We start from the raw sequence: 21,423 nt of genomic DNA on the forward strand, positions 1-21,423 counted from the left end.
TGCAGTTTTAGGCTATAACCGTGCAGCAGGATTTCTTCCCAAAAATGGGATAACTGCCTGTAATAAAAAAAGCCAACCTGTTACCTCACGATCAGTTTATGCAATGTGGTGGAGCTCCCCACAGTAACACGCAAAGTATATATCCCCTTTGCGACCTTACCCAACGATAATGGTTCAATAAGCCGGTTGCCGGAAGGCCGGCCAAATACTTTCGCCAGCACTACCCTGCCCGACTGATCAATGATAGCTACACTTACATTACCGGTTACATTCCCTTTTACGTCCACTGTTACTTCTCCATCCGTTGGATTAGGATAAACAGTCGAAACGATATCTACCTCTTTCACCAACACAATAGCAATGTGCGACAACTTACTGCTGCGGTTCAGATCTACCGTTTTCAACCTGTAATAATTATACCCCGTTGCCGGCGTCTCATCAGTAAATGCATAAGAAGCACCGGTAGCAACATTTTTTACGGACAGCTTACCGATAGTAACGAAATCTACGCCATTCGTGCTTCGCTGCACCTCGAAATAATCACTACCATATTCCGTGGCTGTTTTCCAATTTACGTTTACCACACCACCATTCAGTACGGCTTTAAAAGATGCCAGGCTTACAGGCAAAGTAGCCTGTAAGACAATAGCCGTTTTTGCCATATTGGTAGCTACAGGCGGATTGAAATCGAAATAAATACCCGCTGTATTCCGGATGGTATCGCCTGCAGCAACAGTTGCACGGGGCCTGATCCGGAAAGCAATATATCCATGACTGGCAGGTTCATTGATATTGCTATCAGCCAAAAGGATATTATTGAATACCCAGCTTAGCTTATTGTTGTCTGTTATTGATAACTGGTAAGGATGGCTGGCGGCAACCATCTGCAACGTGTTCCAGTCAAGCTGTGTATCCAGCGTATCCCTGATGGTTACATTGAATGCTGTATCAGTGCCCGTATTCTGGAACCTGATAAGATAATTAAGATACTCGCCGTCATTTACCTGTGCAGGTGTGATCACACCAGCATTGGACTCGGTTTTATCATTGGGATCGTAGGAACCTCTTACCAGCACCCGCAACCTCGCGGTATCGTTCTCAGGCGTTTCATCATCTGTAACCGGCCCTACCATAGCAACATAACGTAGCGTGTCCCCAATGTTCACTGTGGGCGGAGCAGCAACATCCAATTGCAAGGTGATGTACTGATAAGTGAAAGGAGCCAGTCCTGTAAAGTTCCATTCCAATGTATCCGCCGTAATAATATCCGGTGCAGGCGATGCCGAAACAAAAGTAGTCCTGTTGTCCTTTACAAACCTCACAGTTCCCGATGGCACTCCTATCGTACCAGCATTTTGATATTGAAGGCTATAAGTAGACCTGAACCCCGGCCTTGCTGCATTCCAGGGTATAATATCCATCACCAGGTCTTTCTTAAGCGGAAGCGGCTGTACGGCAAAACTTATCGAATCAGTATTGTAATACGTAGTAAAAACAGACTGAACCGAAGCCGGCACAACCGTATAATAATGATGATTTACCCGCACTGTAGTGGTATAAGTTCCTGTATCAGCCGAAATAGTAAATAGCCCATTGTAGGGAGTAGCCGACCAGGAATATTCCCTTTTTTGAGCAGTCACTATAGCTTGATCAAAAAAGCTCTCACCTGGGTCCTTTATACCGTTACTGTTTTCATCGAGAAACAAAGTGCCTTTGATAGTATTGGCGTACCCAAACCGTATAAATAATCCGTCGCCGTAATCTGGTCCCCAGGTTGGTTGCAGTAATGGTTCACCCGCACCCGCAGCTATGAAATCAGTATTATTGACCGGCAATACGGCAAAAGCAAATTCACTCCTGACGGTACCGGCACAACGTTCCCACAACAAATTGCCCGCAACATCCAGCCTTAATATCCAGAGATCGGAACCTCCTGCATGCGCACTTACAACATCACCATTACCTGATTCAGTAAAGCCGGCAGCAAAAAAGCCATTATCCGTTGCTGGCCTCAGGTCGAAAGCCGCATCATCATTCGACCCGCCATATAATTTAGACCACAGTATGCTTCCTGCATTATCCGTTTTTATCACCCAAACATCCGCCTGTCCATGATTGGCGCTCACATCTCCATCATTGGAGAAGGAGTAGCCGGATAACAGATAAGTATCATCGGCATTCCTCACCAGGCGATTAATAACATCGCGGGCACTGCCACCAAGATTCGTTTGCCATTGCAGCACGCCGGCGGCATTTACCTTCAGCAGCCACCCATCTGTAGCGCCCTTGTTTCCCGCAAGGTCTCCATTGGCAGAAGTAGAAGTGCCAGCCACCAGGTATCCATTATCGGGTAGTTGAACAATAGTATAAGCAGTATCGTTACCCGTACCGCCATAAGTAAGTGACCATTCCTTATTACCACCGGCATCCAGCTTTAATAACCACAGATCCGAACCGCCATGATTAGAAACAATATCCCCATCCGTTGAGCTGGCCTGACCTGCGGCAATAAAGCCTCCGTCTACAGTTTGCTTTATTGCAAATAACCTGTCGGCTCCGGCTCCCCCAAAAGCCTTGGTCCAAAGTATTGCACCCGTGCTGCTGAACCTCGCCACATGACCCACCATAGGATCAGGGTACATACGTCCAAAGCCGGCAGCAACATAGCCGCCATCAGCAATTTGCTCAACAGTAGTAAAAGCAGCATCCACCAGATAGCCCCCAGCCCAGTTGCCTGGCGACAATGACCAGGCTATAGCACCCAGGCTATCCGTTTTGGCAATCCAGGCCTGTCCGCTGTTGGCCTTATTCCACACACTGCTTTTACTGAAAGAATACCCCGTATCATACCCTGCTATGATGTAACCCTTATCAGTAGTTGGCTTCACATCGTAGATCAGTTCGATATCCCAATAAGTTGTAAAATATTTACTCCATTGAATGGAAGGCGTTTGTGCAAATGCTGTTAAAGAAAACAGACAAGTAAGGAATAGCGTAAAGTTTTTTTTCATAATACGTTTTGGCTATTGACGAGAGGATTGAATGCTTAGCAGGTACGGACTAATGATAGTAAGATGCATCCAAATATAAAAAACCATAAACAAATTCAACTTTACCAAATAAAAAAAGCCCCCCGCTAAGCGGAGGGCTGTATTAATAAGACTTTGATATCGCTTATTCGCTCACTTTCATCTTGCCTTTCACCTTCGCAATCACCTCTTCAGCGATGTTGTTAGGTGCAGGAGAATAGTGGCTGAACTCCATGGTAGAAGTAGCACGGCCAGAGCTTAAGCTACGCAATTGAGTTACGTAACCAAACATTTCGCTCAAAGGCACTTTAGCTTTGATAACCTGTGCACCACCGCGGCTGTCCATGCCTTCCAGCATACCACGACGACGGTTCAAGTCACCAGTCACATCACCCATGTACTGATCAGGAGTGATAACCTCTACCTTCATGATAGGCTCCAGCAGAACTGGTTGTGCCTTACGGCCCGCTTCACGGAAACCTTGCTTGGCGCAAAGCTCGAAAGACATGGCGTCAGAGTCAACCTGGTGGAAGCTACCATCGAATACGCGAACCTTAACATTCTCAACAGGATAGCTGGCCAATACACCAGTACCCAGAGATTGTTGGAATCCTTTCTGAATAGCAGGAACGAACTCACGGGGGATAGAACCACCGAAGATATCATTCACGAACTGCAGGTTCTCTTTAGGGTTTGCTGTCAGCCACTCTTCGTCGGCAGGCCCGAGTTCGAAGATGATGTCCGCAAACTTACCACGACCACCCGTTTGCTTCTTCAGGATCTCACGGTGTTCAACAGATTTGCGGAACGCCTCTTTATAAGCAACCTGGGGAGCACCCTGGTTTACTTCTACTTTGAACTCACGACGCATACGGTCGATGATGATCTCCAGGTGCAACTCACCCATACCACGAAGGATGGTTTGACCGGTATCTTCATCAGTATTTACACGCAGTGTAGGATCTTCTTCTACCAGCTTGGCAATAGCCATACCCATTTTATCAACGTCGGCCTGAGTTTTAGGCTCAACAGCGATCGCGATTACAGGCTCAGGAATGAACATGTTTTCCAAAGTGATCGGATGATCTTCATCACACAGCGTATCACCGGTCTTGATTTCCTTGAAACCTACAGCCGCACCGATATCACCAGCTTCGATGAAATCGATAGGGTTTTGCTTGTTCGCAAACATCTTCATGATACGGCTGATACGCTCTTTCTTACCACTTCTTACGTTCAATACATAAGAACCGGCATCGAGGTGGCCACTATAACACCGGAAGAATGCCAGACGACCTACGAAGGGGTCAGTCATGATCTTGAAGGCCAATGCAGCGAAAGGCGCTTTAGGATCAGGTTTACGCGTTTCTTGTTCGCCGGTATCAGGATTGGTACCTACAGTATCGTCGATATCTACAGGAGAAGGCAGGTAACGGCAAACCGCATCCAGTGCAGTTTGTACACCCTTGTTCTTGAAAGAAGAACCGCACATCATCGGAACGATGCTCAGATCGATAGTAGCCTTACGGATAGCTTCGTGTACTTCTTCCTCAGTGATCGTGTTAGGATCATCGAAGAACTTTTCCATCAGCTTGTCATCATATTCAGCCACCGCTTCGATCAGGTTCTGCCTCCACTCTTCAGCTTCAGCTTGCATATCAGCAGGAACAGGGATCTCGTCGAAAGTCATACCTTCAGTTTCCATGTGCCAGATGATACCCTTCATCTTGATCAGGTCAACCACACCCTTGAAATCATCTTCTGCACCGATAGGCAATTGAAGAGGAACGGCTTTAGCGCCGAGCATTTCTTTTACCTGCTTAACCACCATCAGGAAGTCAGCACCGGAACGGTCCATTTTGTTAACGAAACCGATACGGGGAACTTTATAACGGTTAGCCTGGCGCCAAACAGTCTCAGATTGAGGCTCTACACCGTCAACCGCAGAAAACAGGGCGATCAGACCGTCCAGAACACGCATAGAACGCTCTACTTCTACAGTAAAGTCCACGTGGCCTGGAGTATCAATGATATTGAAATAATATTTTTTAGTGTTAGCATCGGCCTTACCTTTTACGGTAGGGAAATTCCACTGGCAGCTAACAGCAGCAGAGGTAATAGTGATACCCCTTTCTTTTTCCTGCTCCATCCAGTCGGTAGTAGCCGCACCATCGTGCACCTCACCAATCTTGTGGATCATACCGGTATAGCGCAGGATACGCTCCGTAGTTGTGGTTTTACCGGCATCAATGTGCGCCGCAATACCAAAGTTTCTCTGTAATCGTAAGTCTGCCATGACTTTGTTGTTGTTTACTGTTTAATTGTGTACAGGGCAAAATACCCTGAAAATAAGTGCGCAAAGGTAAGCAAAAACTACCGGAAAAATCAGATTCAAGGAGATCAAAAGATTAAATGTGGAAAACAGGCCCACAGGCCCCGAATATGCCCATACAAAGTACCATCCCCTTCATATCCCTCCCATAGTCTTCCCATATATCTCCCATAGCTCCGCCATAGCATTTCCATAGATGCTCCACAGTAAAGGCAAGACAATAGTAAGGCAATAGTAAGACAGTAGTAAGGGAATAGTAAGACAACAGGCCTCAAATGCAGGCTGGACGCGGAAATGTATTCATTTCAATTGGCAAACCCTTTACAGACAAGGGTTTGATCAATATAAGCCTGTTTAAAATTGGATTACTGTACATAGAACGCATACATAAAACAATCCTTACACAATATACTGAAAACGTGGGCCAAAGCCAAAAAACAGTTACATTTAAGGACCATTAGCCTTTGTCACATGAGAAACAGTATCCTGTTGACCATCTGCTGCTGCATTTGTCTGGTTATCAATGCTCAACAACCAGACAATAGTTTACTGCGTGCCAAACTCTCCCCCCGCCTGCTCTCATTAAAAAGCACCGCACAACCCGATACCACGTCCACCTGGTGGCTCACAGTTACCGATACCACAGCCTTTAAAACCTTCCTGGTCCAACAACAACTGCCGGTAAAGATAACCGCAGTATACACGCCTACGAACCTGCTGGTGATCCAGACAACTCATAAAATATTGATAAACAAAATATTGCAGGCTCCTTGGGTGACCTTTGTCGATCAGCCCCGCCAGCCCCGGGAAGAACAGGCCATCAACACGATGGACAACACCACCAACCAGGTCAATACAGCGTATGGCCGGTACCCCTCCCTCAATGGCCTCGGACTGACGGTCTCCGTTAAGGAAAATAAACCCGACACCACTGATATCGACTTCAAAGGCAGGTTCCTGCCCACCCCTTTGAGCTCACCCGACATTACCCAGCATGCGGGCATCATGAGCACCATCATGGGTGGAGGAGGAAACAGCGACCACACCGGCCGGGGCGCCGCCTGGGCGGCCACCCTTAGCTCCTCCAATTTTGCCACCCTCCTGCCCGATGCCAACAGCGCCTACCAGCAATACCAGATCACCGTACAAAACCACTCCTATGGCACCGGCATTGAAAACTATTACGGCGCCGATGCCGCCGCTTACGATGCCAGCAGCATTGTCAACCCATCACTACTCCACATTTTCTCCGCTGGCAATGCCGGCAACCAAGCCAGCACACAAGGCCCCTATACAAGCATTCCCAATTATGCCAATATCACGGGCAGTTTCAAGATGGGCAAGAACATGATCACCGTGGGCGCCATCAATGGCCTGTACCAACCAGAGGCATTAAGCTCTAAAGGCCCCGCTTACGATGGCCGGGTAAAACCCGAACTCGTAGCATTTGGCGTAGATGGCAGCTCAGGTGCCGCAGCCATAACTTCCGGCATTGCCCTGTTGATACAACAAGCCTGCAAGAATAAAACAGGATCATTACCATCAGCCACACTGGTAAAAACTATACTACTCAACACTGCCGATGACATCGCAACACCAGGTATCGACTTTCAAACAGGCTACGGAAGTGTAAACGCAATCAAAGCTGTTGAAGCAGCACAACAGGATCAGCACACAACCGGTAGCATTAGTCAGACACAAACACAAAACATCCCACTCACTATTCCGGCAGGTATAAAACAACTCAAAATAACATTGTGCTGGTACGATCAACCAGCCACACCCAATACCCCCAAAGCCTTGATCAACGACATAGACCTCGAACTGGTAAATACAACCACGGGAGAACGTTGGCAACCCTGGGTATTGAACCACGCAGCCAATGCTGCTGCATTAGCACAATTACCTGCAAGAAAAAGAGACAGCCTGAACAACAATGAACAGATCACAGTAGATAATCCAGCGCCAGGCACATATACTATACAGATAAAGGGATACGATATACCATCCGGCACACAGTCATTTGCTGTTGCCTGGCACCTCGACACCGCCGACCGCTTTCACTGGTACTATCCGGTTAAAGCCGATTACATACGCACAGGCGAAAACAATACCTTGCGTTGGTCCGCAACCTTCAACAACCCACAACCTGCCCGGCTCGATTATTCTACTGATGGCGGCAATCAATGGCAACAGATCGCCAATGATGTAGACCTTACGAAAGGCTACTACACCTGGTCCGCTCCGGACAGGTATACCACTGCCCTGCTGAAAATAACCACCGGCAGCCAATCCTTTATATCCGATACCTTCACCATATCAACAAGATTAAGAGCAACCACAGGATTCAATTGTCCCGATTCATTCTTACTCACCTGGAACAAGCCTGCCGGAGTCGATAGGTTTATGGTTTACAGCCTCGCCAATCAATACCTCGCCCCATTGGTCATCACCAACGATACGGCAATTGTGTTGAAGAAGGCAGTTAGCCCGTCCTTACATTTCACTGTGGCGCCATTATTCACTGGGGGCTATACCGCCATGAAAGCCTATACCTTCGATTATACAACACAAGGAGTAAGCTGTTACATCAAAAGTTTCCTCGCCGATCTCGTCAACAATACAGCCAGCCTGCAGATCGAATTAGGCACACGCTATGCCATACAAAAGATCATAGTGGAGAAGTTGGGCATTACAGGCTATGCTACTTCACAAACCGTGGAGCCGGTTAACAGCCTGCAATATGAATTAACCGATAACAACCTGCAACGGGGCGTTAATACCTATCGCCTCAAGATCCAGCGCACCGATGGCTCAGTTATTTATAGCCAGCCCGAAACAGTATACAACTTCGGCGAAGCCACCTACATCCTCTTTCCCAATCCCGTTGCCGGAAGTTCCCTCCTCAACATACTCACCGCCACACCAGGCAACAGTACCCTCACCTTATACAACACCTCAGGCCAACAGGTTCTTCACAGACGATTGCAAGAGCTACACGAAAGATTACCATTACGAGCCCTGCAAAAAGGCGCCTACTTCTACATTATCCGCAAAGAAGGAAAGAGAGAACAAACGGGCAGCATCCTGGTATATTAAAACAAAAAACCCCGTTCTCACGGGGCCTCTTGTTCTTTTAAACCTCAAAAAAGAGTTTATTCAAAGATTACTTTATAAACATACGTTTCCTGGCTGTTGAGCGCAGTGATGCGCAACATATACACCCCACTCTTCACCTGCGATGAACGGTGATATTGAATGGTAGTCTGTTGCACATTTTTAACCAATTGCTCATGAACCAGCTGACCAGTATTGCTGAACAGCGATAACCGGTAGCTCTCCTGCGACTTAGACAACAGCGAGATGTTCAATACCTGCTTCACAGGGTTGGGATAAACCGTAATACTATGAACAGCGGCCATTTTTATAGAAATGCCATTACTATAGATAGCTTGATTATCCTTGCCCACAATGCGAAGTCGGTAGTAATTGGTACCCTGCAGCGGTGCATCATCCGTGAAGGCATACATACTCCGGTTGCCCGATTGTCGTGAGTTTACACTGCCGATAGCAACATATTGGCCATTACCGGCATTGCTACGCTCAACAATGTATTCCTTAGTATCTACATCCTGCTGCGTCACCCAGTTGAGCTGAACAGCACCGTTAAGTTCCTTGCCCGACAGTTTCACCTGGCCTGGCAGCGTACCACTACACATACCAGACACATGGAAGTAAGACAGCTTGGTCAAACAACCATTGTTCACCGACATGTGACAAACATACATACCTGTATCGGAAGGCAACAGATAAGGTATCTTATAAGAAGTGGTAGTACTCACCAACAAACTATCCGTAGCACTTGTTTTCTTAAACCACCTGTAATTCGCATTGGCAGTTGAATCCACATGCAGGTCGATATTCTGATAATAACAATCCGAGCTGGCATAAATGATCGTATTAGCCAGCGGCAGAATGTTTACGTCATTCAGCGTCGCATTACCACAGGCATCCACCGCACGCAAACGAACCAGAGAGTATTGAACACCATTGGTAATGGTAAATACAGGGCTCGTCTGACCAGATGTAATAATACTCGGCGAAGCAGGAACACTACCGATCACTTCATAATTGAAAGGTCCAGTACCACCAGTTACCGCTGCACCTACACTAAAGTTGTTGTTATCACACTGGTAAGCAGCCGACTGTTGCAGACCCGGGAAGCTATAAGGCACCACATCGATGGTATCATAAAGCTTACCCGTACAACTGGGCACACTATACTGCATGATATAAACAGCAGGCTCCAGGTCAACGAACTTGAACGAAGAACCTACATTCGAAGTAAAGTTGATCGTAACATTATTGCCGTTCTTCTTGATGATCACCGGTGTCACCACACCCATATTGGAGTTCACATCGATGTCAATATCAGTAGCACCATTTTCCCAGGCGCCCGACGGACATTTCGACTTCACGAACTTCGTCTTGTTCACAATACTGGGCTTCGGTGTTACCAACGCAGTATCACGCACATTACAATTATCGATACCGATCACTTTATACTGCTGACCACCACTAAGCGGAGGTAGCGCATTGATCATTACAGGACTGGTAGCCGACGTCACAGACGTTACCAATACACCCACAGGGTTCAGTACATCGATACGATAAGGAGCATTACCCGTATTGAACGTTACCCGCACATCGGTAGTACCAAAAGTACAGGACTCCATAGCCGATACACCAATATCGATCGGAACAGGATCAGCATTGAAGCGGCGAACGATCACCGTATCATAACAGGTATCCTTGATTTTCACATCATAATAACCATAAGGCAGGTTATAGAAAATGCCCGTACCATTGGTAGCCTTCAGATTTCCAAGCGTATCATAAACATTATACACAGGGTTCTTCAGGTTGTTCTGACCATTTACCCGGGCATCAAACCCAGAACAAGCCTTGTTGGTGATAGATACGTTCGTTACAGAAGGAACATCACGATTTACCGTAAAGCACCTTTCCATAAGCGTATCATAACAACTATTCCTCACCCTGATACAGTTATAACCATAAGGCACATTATTGAACGTACCATTCGTATTACTGTCAATAGGCTGATTCAGCGAATTATACAAAATATACTTAGGCGTGGTCAGATTTGAACCAGAGATCTTGGCCGTTACGCCATCACAACCCTTGTTGCTGATATTCACAACAGAAGAAAGAGAAGGCTTCGGCCTTACCGGCTCAAAACACCGCACAATAACTGTATCATAACAGCCAGGATCGTTGCTGATACGCATACAATAGTAACCATAAGGCAGGTTATTGAATTGACCCGTAGAGTTACAACCTACCAGCACATTACTTGAATTATACAGGCAATAGTTGGGATTATTCAGGTTGGTCTGACCATTTACGCTCACGTTAAAGCTGCTACAGTTCTGCGTAAGATTAAGATTGTTACCAACACTGGGCAACGCCCTTGGCACATTGAAGCAACGGGTGATAGTAGTATCATAACACACATCATTCTTGATGCGGATACAATAATTTGTACCATACGCCAGATTGTTAAACGTACCGATGGTATTACAACCAATCAGCACATTACTGCTGTTATATAAACAGTACTGCGGATTGGTAAGATTAGATTGAGCTTGCACACTACCAGTGAAAGTATTACAACCCACATTGCTGGTGCCAATATTAAGACCTACCGATGGTTTCGGCGCAGTCTCAGTAAAGCAACGGGTAATGGTCGTATCATAACAACCATCCTTCATTTTGATACAGTAGCTGCCATAAGGAATGGTATTGAACACACCATTCGTATTGGTACCGATCAGGATATTGCTGCTATTATACAACTCATAAGTCGGGTTCGTAAGATTCGTTTGCCCGGTTATGGTAGCAGAAAAAGTGGCACACACCCTGTTGGAGATATTGACGTTGTTACCCAATGCGGGTTTGGGCCTGGTAGCTGAAAAACAACGTCTGATAGTAGTATCGTAACAATTGTCTCGTACGTCAACACAATAATTGCCATAAGCGAGACCAGTAAAAGAACCAGTAGAATTAGTAGAAATCAATACATTGCTGCTATTATATAATCTGTAAATAGGGTTAGTAAGATTGTTTTGACCAGTTACTGTAGCATTGAAAGTGTTACACGTAAAGTTCGAAGTATTCACATTGGCATTCACAGTAGGTACGTTGGGGTCAACCCAGTTGGTAACCTGCATGGTTCCGCAAGGGTCTTTGATAACCACCTTTACCGAACGCTTATTACCAAGGTAAAAACGGAAATTACTGTTGGAAGACCATACAGTATCACCTGCCGCTCTTACCACACCATAACTGAAACCACTGAAGCCGGTGGTATTACCCTTACTGTCTTTCAACTTCACCGTCACCTGGGCACTGTCGCAACCAACTTTGGCTACCGTCACACCATCGATCCACCACTGGTAGTTGAGAATAGTAGCGCGGCGCGTCTGTTGACCACCGCAGGAATCCTTCAACTGCACAGCATACTCACCAGCAATCAGACCGGTAAAGGTACCCGTAGAATTGGTAGTGCCTACTCCGACAGGAGAAGGCGCTACAAGAGTATAAGTAAATGGGGATCGGCCAAACTGCATACCCGCCACACTGATGGTACCATCGGTACCGTTTATACAGGTCACATCGGTCTTAGTCAGTACAAACCGCGGATCGGCATAAGTACCAGGCACCACTACATTATACTTATCAATCACACAATTGGTGCTGATGTCTTTTACACTCACCACATAGGCGCCAGCCGAAAGACCGGTAATGTTGGTAGAAGAAGTATAAGCGGTGGAGACAGGTCCCGTTACTTTAATGTTATAACTGCCGGAACCTCCGGTGATATTCACCTTGATGCCGCCCGTGGCAATACATCGCGACTCCGTGGTAGTAACGGTAAAATTAAGTGTAGAACAATCCTGGGTCCACCCAATAAGCGGATGCAGGATAAGTAGGGGAATTACAAGAAGCCCCCTGCGCGTCAGTTTCAACAGGCTCTTCATTAGGGTACGATTTCGGATTATTTTTCTATAGGATATGATCTCAATAAATACAGGATAAAGTAAATAGGTTTTAGGCATTAATGCAAGCCAGTATGGATAAGTTGCTAATAAAATGACATTTGTCATGTACCAATCCGAAACACATAAACCCATTTAATTATGCACAGAACCGTTGATTAAGAGCAGCTTTAGGTCTGCTGAGGAGAGCCTTCCTGGCGGAAGATTAAATTTTCGAAGGCGTAACATGAATGTGAATAACTTGATATGTTGGAGCATGAAAAAGGCCATCCCATATATGGGATGGCCTTTGAATATGATGATCTGCCGGGCAGATTATACTTTAAAGTGAGCGAAAGCCTTGTTGGCTTCAGCCATACGGTGCGTATCTTCTTTCTTCTTGAAAGCACCACCTTCACCCTTGGCAGCAGCCAGGATTTCGTTAGCCAGCTTTTCAGCCATGCTACGACCATTCCTGTCGCGGGTGTAGCGAATGAGCCACTTGATGCTCAGAGAGATCTTCCTGTCTGCACGTACCTCAGCAGGAATTTGGAAAGTAGCACCACCGATACGACGGCTGCGTACTTCTACCGCCGGAGTAACGTTGGATAAAGCTTTTTTCCATATTTCATAACCATTCTCACCGGTTTGCTTGGAAATACGATCCATAGCATCATAGAAAATGGTAAATGCCGTATTCTTTTTGCCCTCCCACATCAGGTTGTTTACAAAACGGGTAACCAGTGCATCATTATATTTTGCGTCTGGAGCCGGGGCAATTTTTTTGGCTTTAGTCTTCCTCATTGTTATCGCTGATTTGATGGATTAACCGGATTTGGCCGGTCTATCCTTGTATTTTTTATCTGTGAAATCTTAACAATCCGCGTAATACGCGATTATTATTTCTTAGCCTTTTCACGTTTAGTACCGTATTTAGAACGGCTCTTCTTACGATCCTTCACACCGGCAGTATCAAGGCTACCGCGTACGATATGGTAACGTACACCTGGTAAGTCCTTTACACGACCGCCACGAACCAACACAATGGAGTGCTCCTGCAGGTTATGTCCTTCACCGGGTATATAGGCAATCACCTCTACCTTATTCGTTAAACGTACCTTAGCTACCTTACGCAAAGCCGAGTTAGGCTTTTTGGGAGTAGTTGTATATACACGGGTGCAAACACCGCGACGGAACGGACAGCTATCCAAAGCCCTTGACTTGCTCTTGGCCTTGATGATCTCTCTTCCTTTTCTTACCAATTGTTGAATTGTAGGCATTCTGAACCTTTTATTTTTGGGAGGGCAAAGGTAAACCTCAGCCCATTAAATACCAAATCTTACTTGAAATTTTGAAGAATTCTCCCTGATTATGTGGATAACTCCTGCAAAAAGCCCTAAATCTTGTACATCCAGCCATGATTATCAGCCGTTCTTCCTTCACGGATATCATCCAAACGACGCTTCATTTCAGGCGCAGTTGTCCACGCATCTACGTTGAAGGTCATCACAAAATCCTTGTATTTCAGCTCTTTAATAGGCGAAATAGTAGCAGCCGTACCGGTGCCGAATACCTCCCGGAGCTGGCCAGCCTTATAAGCTTCGATCATTTCTTCAATATTCACAGGCCTTTCCTCCACCGTCAACCCCATTTCTCGTAAAATGGTGATCGCACTGGCGCGGGTCACACCGTTCAGGATCGTCCCGGCACCCAGGTCAGGCGTAAGCGCCTTGTTACCCACAATGAAGAACACGTTCATGGTACCGATCTCCTGGACATACTTGTGCTCAACAGCATCAGTCCACAGCACCTGGTCATAACCCTTGCTCTTGGCCTCAGCAGTCACCATCATGCTGGCGCCGTAGTTACCGGCCACCTTTGCATAACCAACACCACCCGGAGCGGCACGCGTATATTTTTCTTCTACATAGATCCGCGCAGGTGCTGAATAGTAAGGACCCGTCGGACTAAGGATGATCATGAATTTATAAGTATCGGAAGCCTTTACACCAATCACCTCATCAGTAGAAAACATGAAAGGGCGCACATACAAAGAGTGATCCTTTCTGGCAGGGATCCAGTTCTTATCCAGTTGGATCAGTTGACGCATACCCTCCATAAAAAGCTCTTCAGGCACTTCCGGCATTTGCATGCGCGTAGCAGATATATTAAAACGCTTGAAATTATCCTGGGGACGGAAAATATAAGCCTCACCATCATCATTACGGTAAGCCTTGATACCTTCAAAAATAGCCTGACCATAGTGCAAAGAAGCCAGGGCAGGGCTCAGTACCAGTGGTTGGTAAGGCTTGATCTCCACATTCTTCCACTCACCATTCTCATAATCAGCCTCCAGCATGTGGTCAGTGAAATATTTACCGAAAGGAATGTTTTCCAATGGAATATCATTCAATTTACTCCGCTCAATTTTTGTCACAGGTATACTATAAGCATCGATCATAATCCAGTATTTTTGAGCCACAAAGAAACAATTAAAGTTTTTGCCTGCAAAAAATCCAGGCATAAATTGCTAACAATTGTTAGTGCGACATAAGTCAAGGAAAGTTGAAGTACAGAAGCTATTAAATAATATTATTATGTCAGCCTTTAATATACAATTGCCGGGAGTAGTCATTGCCGGGCTCTACAAAAAAGCCGTAGTGCAGGGAGAAGGAAAAGCCGTGGAAGGCGGAGTAACATTCGCGCCCGAGTCAGCGCCAGCGCCAGTTGAAGCGAAAGCAGCAACTACTGCTGCTACGCCGGGAAGACAGGATTCGAACCCGCCGGTCACTACCGCCGCAACAGCACCCGTAGAAACAATACAGCCCACTGCACCAGCAGTGAAACCAACGGCACAACCGGCAACGGCCGACACCGGCGCCTACAAGTTCCTGGGCAAAAACCAGCAACACGTGGCCATCATCGTACAGTTTGACGGAGAAGCATTCCTGCCGGAGCAACACCTGCAACTACTCACGAAGATGCTGGGCGCCTGCAAACTCAACCTGGGCGATGTTGCCATTGTCAACGATGCCAGTCGGAAAGTAGAGATTAATCAGCTGAAAGAGCAATTATACCCCAAACAGGTCCTCTTATTCGGCATCAGCCCCGAAGAAACAGGCCTGCCCCTCTCCTTCCCCATGTTCAAACCCCAGGAATACGCAGGAACAACCTACCTGTACACCCCATCATTGGAAGAACTGAACCAGGAATCTGAAGAAGGAAAACTGTTGAAGCGGAGACTGTGGGATAACCTGAAGAAGATATTCGGAGTATAGAACAAAAGCCTAAAAAACAAACCATACACATTGCTTACACTTATTTTCGCTACCAACAACGCCCACAAGGTGCAGGAAATACAGGCAGCCATCGGCCACCAGATTACGGTGATCAGCCTCAAAGAAGCAGGTATCGACATTGATATCCCCGAGCCCTACGATACGCTTGAGGCCAATGCCACACAGAAGTCCCGCACCATACAGCAATTGACCGGTAAAAATTGCTTCAGTGAAGATACTGGCCTGGAAGTAGACGCGTTGAATGGAGAACCAGGCGTAAAAAGCGCCCGGTATGCAGGAGAAGACAAAGCATTCGATAAGAATATTGAAAAATTGCTGGGCAAACTGGGAGATAATCCCCAACGCACAGCCCGGTTCCGTACCGTAATATCCTTATTGTGGGGCGATCAGGAATACCTGTTTGAAGGCATTTGTGAAGGGACAATTATCCACGATAAAAAAGGGACCGGAGGCTTTGGATATGACCCTGTTTTTGTTCCGGAAGGAAGTACCCGTACTTTTGCCGAAATGACCCTGGAGGAAAAAGGACAGTACAGCCACCGGAAAAAGGCGGCAGACAAGCTGGTTTCTTTTTTGCAGCAAGTGGTGCAACAAGCTTAATATGGCCTGTTGAATAACAGCCCGACCTCACAATTCATATTATTATATTAAAATTTGGATCAAAAAAGCAACTATAACATCTCTGAATCCGACTTGATAAAGGGCAGTATTGCGGGCGATAGGCGTATGCAGGAAGAACTGTACCGCAGGTTTGCCCCTAAAATGTATGCCGTGTGCCTGCGCTATGCCAATAATACAAATGATGCCCAGGACCTCTTGCAGGAAGGATTTATCAAGGTATATAAAAACCTGCATCGCTTCCGGGCAGAAGGGTCATTTGAAGGATGGGTCAGAAGAGTGTTTGTAAACACCTCTATTGAACACTTCCGTAAAAAAACGGCCCAGCTATCCAGCGTAAGTGAAAAAGAAGAAAATACAATAGAAGATGCGGATATAACAGCACTCGACAGCCTGGCAGAAAAAGATATCATAAACCTTGTCCAGGAACTTTCACCCGGCTACCGCACAGTGTTCAACCTGTACGTAGTAGAAGGATACTCACACAAAGAGATCGGAGAAATGTTGGGTATCAGTGAAGGAACCAGCAAGTCGCAATTGGCACGGGCCAAGTCGATATTACAAAAGAAGATCACGCAATACTTAAGCGATACAAAAAAGTCCTTTACCCGCTAATATGTCTGCTAACGTACAACATATCCTCCTCAACCTCGAAGCAGCACCGCCACCTGGCGCGTGGGATACTATTAGCACCCGCCTCGATACAGAATTTGATGCCAGCGAAAGTAAGATCGCAGAAAAACTATACGATTGGGAAACACCACCCCCATCCGCTGCCTGGGATCATATTGCACTGGCCCTCCAGATCACACCAGCACCCCAGGAAGCACCCGCCAAAGTGATCCGCCTGCCCTTTCGCAAAGTGGCCATAGCGGCAGCTGTATTGGCCATAGTAGGCTTCCTCACCTGGAACTTCCTAAACAGCGCTCCGGATAATACGAACATTGTGCAACGCACACAGGAACCGACAACACCTGGTAATAATACCACCATCAATAACGATCTGCCGGTACAACCTTCGCTGCCAGCTATCGATGCATCCATTGGAGGCCGCCGTCGTACAACCATTAATGTTGCCCGCCGCGTAAATGTCACCGAAGCATTGAACGCCAATTATGTGAGCAATACCATGCCAGAGATAGATCCCATGGAAGATATTCAACATGCGGAAATAGATGGCTTGCGTGCCCAGGTCACGACCCTACGCAATGGAATTAAAGCCCCACTCATCAAAGATGCCAGCGGCAATGTGATCATGGACAAAAGCCTGATCATTACACACGATAACAACTACATCATCATCACTTGCCCCAACGGAGAACAAACACGCATCTCCGCCAAATTCCTGCCGGTATTGACCGACCTGAATGCAGCTACCGATCCGGCCGAATACTTCGATGCAGTGATACGGGAAAACAATATATGGAAAAGCCGCTTCAGCCAATGGCGCTCAAAACTCATGCAGCAGGCATCCTTCGCACCCACAGCCAACAACTTCCTGGATATACTGACACTGAAAGAGCTGATAGAAGAACAATAAGAACAAATATTCATGGCACGCATCAAAGTCGACCTTCCCGAACAATTCACCTTTACGACAACCATACCCATCCGTATCACAGACCTCAACTATGGCGGACATGTCGGCAACGATACCATCCTTTCCATCATACACGAAGCAAGAGTGCAGTTCATGCAACACCATGGCTATGGCGAACTGGATATGGCCGGCCTGGGAGTTATCATGAGCGATGTAGGCATTGAGTTCAAACACGAACTATTCTATGCCGACCAGGTAAAAGTATCGGTAGTAGCCACCGAATTCTCCAAAATAGCATTTGAGCTCTACTACAAACTGGAAAAAGAAACAAGTGAAAAGACAGTCTTGGTAGCCGCCGCCAAAACAGGCATGGTTTGTTACGACTATGCAAAGAAAAAAGTAGCCGCCATACCAGAAGAAGTAAAAGTAAAACTTCAATCGTAAATGTCACGCTGAGCCCGTCGAAGGGTCGCGAAGGATCAGCTATTCCAAATCCTCCAGCTCTCTTCAGCCTGGATCACCAGCATATCAGACCCGTTTTTGATCGCAGCCCCTTGCTCCTCCCCTTTTTGGAGAAAAAAAGTCTTAGCCGGGTTATATACCAGGTCAAACAAATAATGACGTGGAGTGAGATCCGAATAAGGCAAAGGCGGGCAGTCATGTTCATTAGGATACATGCCCACCGGAGTAGTATTGATGATAAGCGTATGATCGTTTAACACAGCAGGTGTCAGCTGCTCATAACTGATCTGCCGGCCGGAAGAAGGATTACGGGACACCTCCAGGAAAATGATACCCAGCTTCTCCAGCACAAAGTGAACAGCCTTGGCAGCGCCACCAGTGCCCAGCACCAGCGCCTTACGGTGATGCGTTTCCAGCAACGGCCTGAGCGACTCCTCAAAGCCCGTTACATCAGTATTGTAACCATGCAATTCACCATTCACTATTTTGATACAATTGCAGGCGCCGATCTGCTTTACCACATCACTTTGATGATGCAAATAAGGGATCACCTTTTCCTTATAAGGAATAGTCACATTGAGCCCTGCAAGATGTGGATGCTGCGCCAGCACCTCCCGCAAAGCATCGATATTTTCAAGGGGGAAATTCTGGTACGTACAACCAGCAATACCCTCTACCCTGAATTTGTCAGTAAAGAATTTCTGGGAAAAAGAGTGGCTTAACGGGAAACCGATCAGCCCAAACAGTTTCATTATGCTTCTTCTTTATTAAGGAATAAACTGAAAGTGTCGCCACGAAGGCCAACACGCATCGCTTCAAGAGAGATCATTTCAGTAGGAGCAATATTACCAAGGTTCACATTACATCCCAGCAGCTCGATGAAATACAGTTGCTGTGCCTTTTGAGGAGCCTCCCAAAGGATTTTCTCACCAGGAATTTGAGTAAGGATCTCCTGAACCAGCCCCTCGCGAACTTCACCACTGCCACGATAGATACCCACGTTACCCGCTTCGCGCGCTTCAGCGATCACATAAGTAGCACCGGCATTCAGCTCGGCACGCATCAACTCGATCCACTTATAAGGAGGAATGATATGAGCAGCATCTTTACTACCTACTTCACTGAGGATAATAGCGTGCTTGGTAAGCTTTTCAATATAACCACATTTCTCGGCATGAGGAATAGTGATGGATCCATCACTCACTTCCATATATTTAATACCGTAGTCTTTGCAAACCTCGATATAGTCATTGAACTGGTTGCGCACCAGGAAAGCTTCGAACAAAGTACCACCAAAATAAATGGGAATATTGTAGGATTGATAAACTTCTATTTTCTCACGCAGGTTGGGAGTGACGAAAGAAGTCCCAAATCCCAGCTTCACGATATCTACATGTGGGCCGGATACACTCAGGAAATTATGCACTTCAGGAATACTAAGACCCTTGTCCATTACCATCGTAATACCGTTGGTACGAGGCTTAGAGTTTCTATCGGGCATCTGAGAGAGGTTGAAATTCATTCGCTGGATTTTACTATTAGGATTTTCAAAAGCAGCCGCAAAAATAGGGGAAAGAGATAAATTTTGCGCTGCCCCGGTTCCTTTGTCTGAATTTCAGTTGGCTGTTATGACTTGTTTTTTTTGTAGCGCGCTACCACATCCACCACCATTTGGTGCTGTAGGATAGCAGGATTCAATTGAACCAGCTTCTTTACCATTTTGGGAGCTACGCTCATGGCATTTTCCAGCTGTAATAAAGCCTCCTTTACCTTACCAAGTGCAAAATAAACACCTGATAGATAGAAGAGAAAGAGCGGTTTGCCTTCCGTCATCTTGATCGCCGCCTTCACCTGTTCAAGCGCTTCTTCATAAAACTCGCCATTATACAGACAACGGATCAGTGCCTCCCAACTGGAGATATTCCGTGGACGCTGACGCACCACATTGGAAAAATATTGAATAGCTTCCTTGAATTCACCCAGCTGCATTTTACATTCACCCATCGCCATATTATACTCAGGTTGCATGCGATGGATCGATAAAGCAGTTTCCAGGTGCTTGATGGCAGTAGTATACTGCGCTTCATTAATATAAGTACAGGCGATCTTATAATGCAGCTTACTATCCTCAACGTTGAGGTGCGAAGCCTTACGATAATAAAACCTTGCCTGCGCGAAATTCTTCATCCGGTCGTAGCAATGACCAATAGCCTCATAGATCACATCTTCGGGCCTTGAAAGCTCCAACACCTTCTCCAGCACCTCGATAGCATCCTTATACTTACGCATCCGGATATAAGCATCTCCCATATTACGGTAAGCGTAATCAAACTTCTCGTCAATAACAATCGCGTACTTATAGGCATCGATAGCCTTTTCGTAGAGCTTCAGCCCCTGGAAGGCAGCCGCCAGGTTGAACCAGGCCAGCTCACTATACGGGTACTCCTCGATGATCTGCTGGTGCAGGCGGATACTCTCCTCATTACGACCAGTAAAGTCGGTCCAGAAGCAGATCTTATACAGTGCCTCCTCATTGTTAGGCTCCTGCTCAAGGATCAGCTTCAGGCAATCGAATATTTTATCAAACTCTTCGTAATCGTCATACACGTCGGCCAGCTCGAACAACAACTCGATACGCTCCTGCCCTTCAAAAAGCTGCAGCGCGTTTTCCAGCAACTCCACCGCCTTCTCCTGCTGGTCAAGCGCCAGGAAAGCGTCGGTCTTCAATATATAAAGGTTGATATCGTTGCTGTCCAGCAACTCGGCATGCTGCAAAATACGCAGCGCCTCATGATAGTGGCGGGTGGCAATGAGCAGGTCAGCCTTTTTGATGAGTAACATGGCCGAATACGGGTATTGCTCGATACCCAACTCGGCAGCTTCCAATGCCTGTTGCAGATCCTCCCGGTCGTCGAAATAGTCAATAATTCGCTCAAACGCTTCCTCGTCCAGGAAAGAGTGACTGCGGCCTGACTTAAGGTTTTGAAACTGCTTCACCAACTCCCTAAGTTCCTCATTGTCATTACGTGATGGATTGTCTCTCATGTATTTAAGCAAAGGTTTATGTAAAATAGCTTTTTCATGG

The 21,423-nt window shown here is 46.5% G+C and carries 15 protein-coding genes; 6 read left to right on the plus strand and 9 right to left on the minus strand.

The window, feature by feature from the left end; translation table 11 throughout:
• Positions 1 to 80: 80 nt before the first annotated feature.
• Together AC5JBY_RS23715 and fusA are read right to left on the minus strand one after the other, a co-directional pair.
• Positions 81 to 3,011, minus strand: a complete 2,931-nt coding sequence (locus AC5JBY_RS23715) for a T9SS type A sorting domain-containing protein (RefSeq protein WP_495907146.1) — start codon at positions 3,009 to 3,011, stop codon at positions 81 to 83.
• Between the two features lie 163 nt (positions 3,012 to 3,174).
• Positions 3,175 to 5,325, minus strand: a complete 2,151-nt coding sequence (fusA, locus tag AC5JBY_RS23720; RefSeq protein WP_495907147.1) for an elongation factor G — start codon at positions 5,323 to 5,325, stop codon at positions 3,175 to 3,177.
• A 507-nt stretch (positions 5,326 to 5,832) separates the two neighbouring features.
• Between fusA and AC5JBY_RS23725 the strand changes: the two genes are divergently transcribed.
• Entirely contained in the window at positions 5,833 to 8,460 is a 2,628-nt protein-coding gene (locus AC5JBY_RS23725) for a S8 family peptidase (protein ID WP_495907148.1), read from the plus strand.
• Positions 8,461 to 8,516: 56 nt separating this feature from the next.
• On the opposite strand, the gene AC5JBY_RS23730 is transcribed toward AC5JBY_RS23725, so the two are convergent.
• The 4 genes from AC5JBY_RS23730 to AC5JBY_RS23745 all read right to left on the minus strand — a co-directional run bounded on the left by AC5JBY_RS23730 (position 8,517) and on the right by AC5JBY_RS23745 (position 14,880).
• Positions 8,517 to 12,422 carry a T9SS type A sorting domain-containing protein gene (locus AC5JBY_RS23730; protein ID WP_495907149.1) on the minus strand — a complete coding sequence of 1,302 codons (3,906 nt, stop codon included), beginning with the start codon at positions 12,420 to 12,422 and terminating at the stop codon, positions 8,517 to 8,519.
• 333 nt (positions 12,423 to 12,755) lie between these two features.
• Entirely contained in the window at positions 12,756 to 13,223 is a 468-nt protein-coding gene (rpsG, locus tag AC5JBY_RS23735; RefSeq protein ID WP_495907150.1) for a 30S ribosomal protein S7, read from the minus strand.
• 95 nt (positions 13,224 to 13,318) lie between these two features.
• Positions 13,319 to 13,699 carry a 30S ribosomal protein S12 gene (rpsL, locus tag AC5JBY_RS23740; protein WP_054281116.1) on the minus strand — a complete coding sequence of 127 codons (381 nt, stop codon included), beginning with the start codon at positions 13,697 to 13,699 and terminating at the stop codon, positions 13,319 to 13,321.
• Between the two features lie 116 nt (positions 13,700 to 13,815).
• Positions 13,816 to 14,880, minus strand: a complete 1,065-nt coding sequence (locus AC5JBY_RS23745; RefSeq protein ID WP_495907151.1) for a branched-chain amino acid aminotransferase — start codon at positions 14,878 to 14,880, stop codon at positions 13,816 to 13,818.
• Between the two features lie 136 nt (positions 14,881 to 15,016).
• Between AC5JBY_RS23745 and AC5JBY_RS23750 the strand changes: the two genes are divergently transcribed.
• The 5 genes from AC5JBY_RS23750 to AC5JBY_RS23770 are packed head-to-tail and all read left to right on the plus strand — an operon-like array spanning position 15,017 to position 18,320.
• The gene (locus AC5JBY_RS23750) at positions 15,017 to 15,697 is read left to right on the plus strand and encodes a hypothetical protein (protein WP_495907152.1); all 681 of its coding nucleotides are present in this window, start codon (positions 15,017 to 15,019) and stop codon (positions 15,695 to 15,697) included.
• Between the two features lie 30 nt (positions 15,698 to 15,727).
• Complete coding sequence (rdgB, locus tag AC5JBY_RS23755) at positions 15,728 to 16,318, plus strand: RdgB/HAM1 family non-canonical purine NTP pyrophosphatase (protein WP_495907153.1); 591 nt, start codon at positions 15,728 to 15,730, stop codon at positions 16,316 to 16,318.
• Positions 16,319 to 16,372: 54 nt separating this feature from the next.
• Positions 16,373 to 16,951: an RNA polymerase sigma factor gene (locus AC5JBY_RS23760; RefSeq protein WP_495907154.1), complete on the plus strand. Its 579-nt coding sequence runs from the start codon at positions 16,373 to 16,375 to the stop codon at positions 16,949 to 16,951.
• A gap of 1 nt (position 16,952) precedes the next feature.
• Entirely contained in the window at positions 16,953 to 17,876 is a 924-nt protein-coding gene (locus AC5JBY_RS23765) for a hypothetical protein (protein ID WP_495907155.1), read from the plus strand.
• Between the two features lie 12 nt (positions 17,877 to 17,888).
• Positions 17,889 to 18,320: an acyl-CoA thioesterase gene (locus AC5JBY_RS23770; protein ID WP_495907156.1), complete on the plus strand. Its 432-nt coding sequence runs from the start codon at positions 17,889 to 17,891 to the stop codon at positions 18,318 to 18,320.
• A 35-nt stretch (positions 18,321 to 18,355) separates the two neighbouring features.
• On the opposite strand, the gene AC5JBY_RS23775 is transcribed toward AC5JBY_RS23770, so the two are convergent.
• The 3 genes from AC5JBY_RS23775 to AC5JBY_RS23785 form a co-directional block, all read right to left on the minus strand.
• A complete protein-coding gene (locus AC5JBY_RS23775) occupies positions 18,356 to 19,090 on the minus strand; it encodes a shikimate dehydrogenase family protein (RefSeq protein ID WP_495907157.1) in 735 nt (244 codons plus the stop codon).
• Positions 19,090 to 19,860: a phosphosulfolactate synthase gene (locus tag AC5JBY_RS23780; protein WP_495907158.1), complete on the minus strand. Its 771-nt coding sequence runs from the start codon at positions 19,858 to 19,860 to the stop codon at positions 19,090 to 19,092. The genes AC5JBY_RS23775 and AC5JBY_RS23780 overlap by 1 nt, the downstream gene beginning before the upstream one ends.
• Positions 19,861 to 19,964: 104 nt before the next feature.
• On the minus strand, positions 19,965 to 21,383 hold the full coding sequence (locus tag AC5JBY_RS23785; protein ID WP_495907159.1) for a tetratricopeptide repeat protein: 1,419 nt from the start codon (positions 21,381 to 21,383) through the stop codon (positions 19,965 to 19,967).
• Between the last annotated feature and the right edge of the window lie 40 nt (positions 21,384 to 21,423).

The sequence above is a fragment of the Paraflavitalea sp. genome (assembly GCF_059502485.1).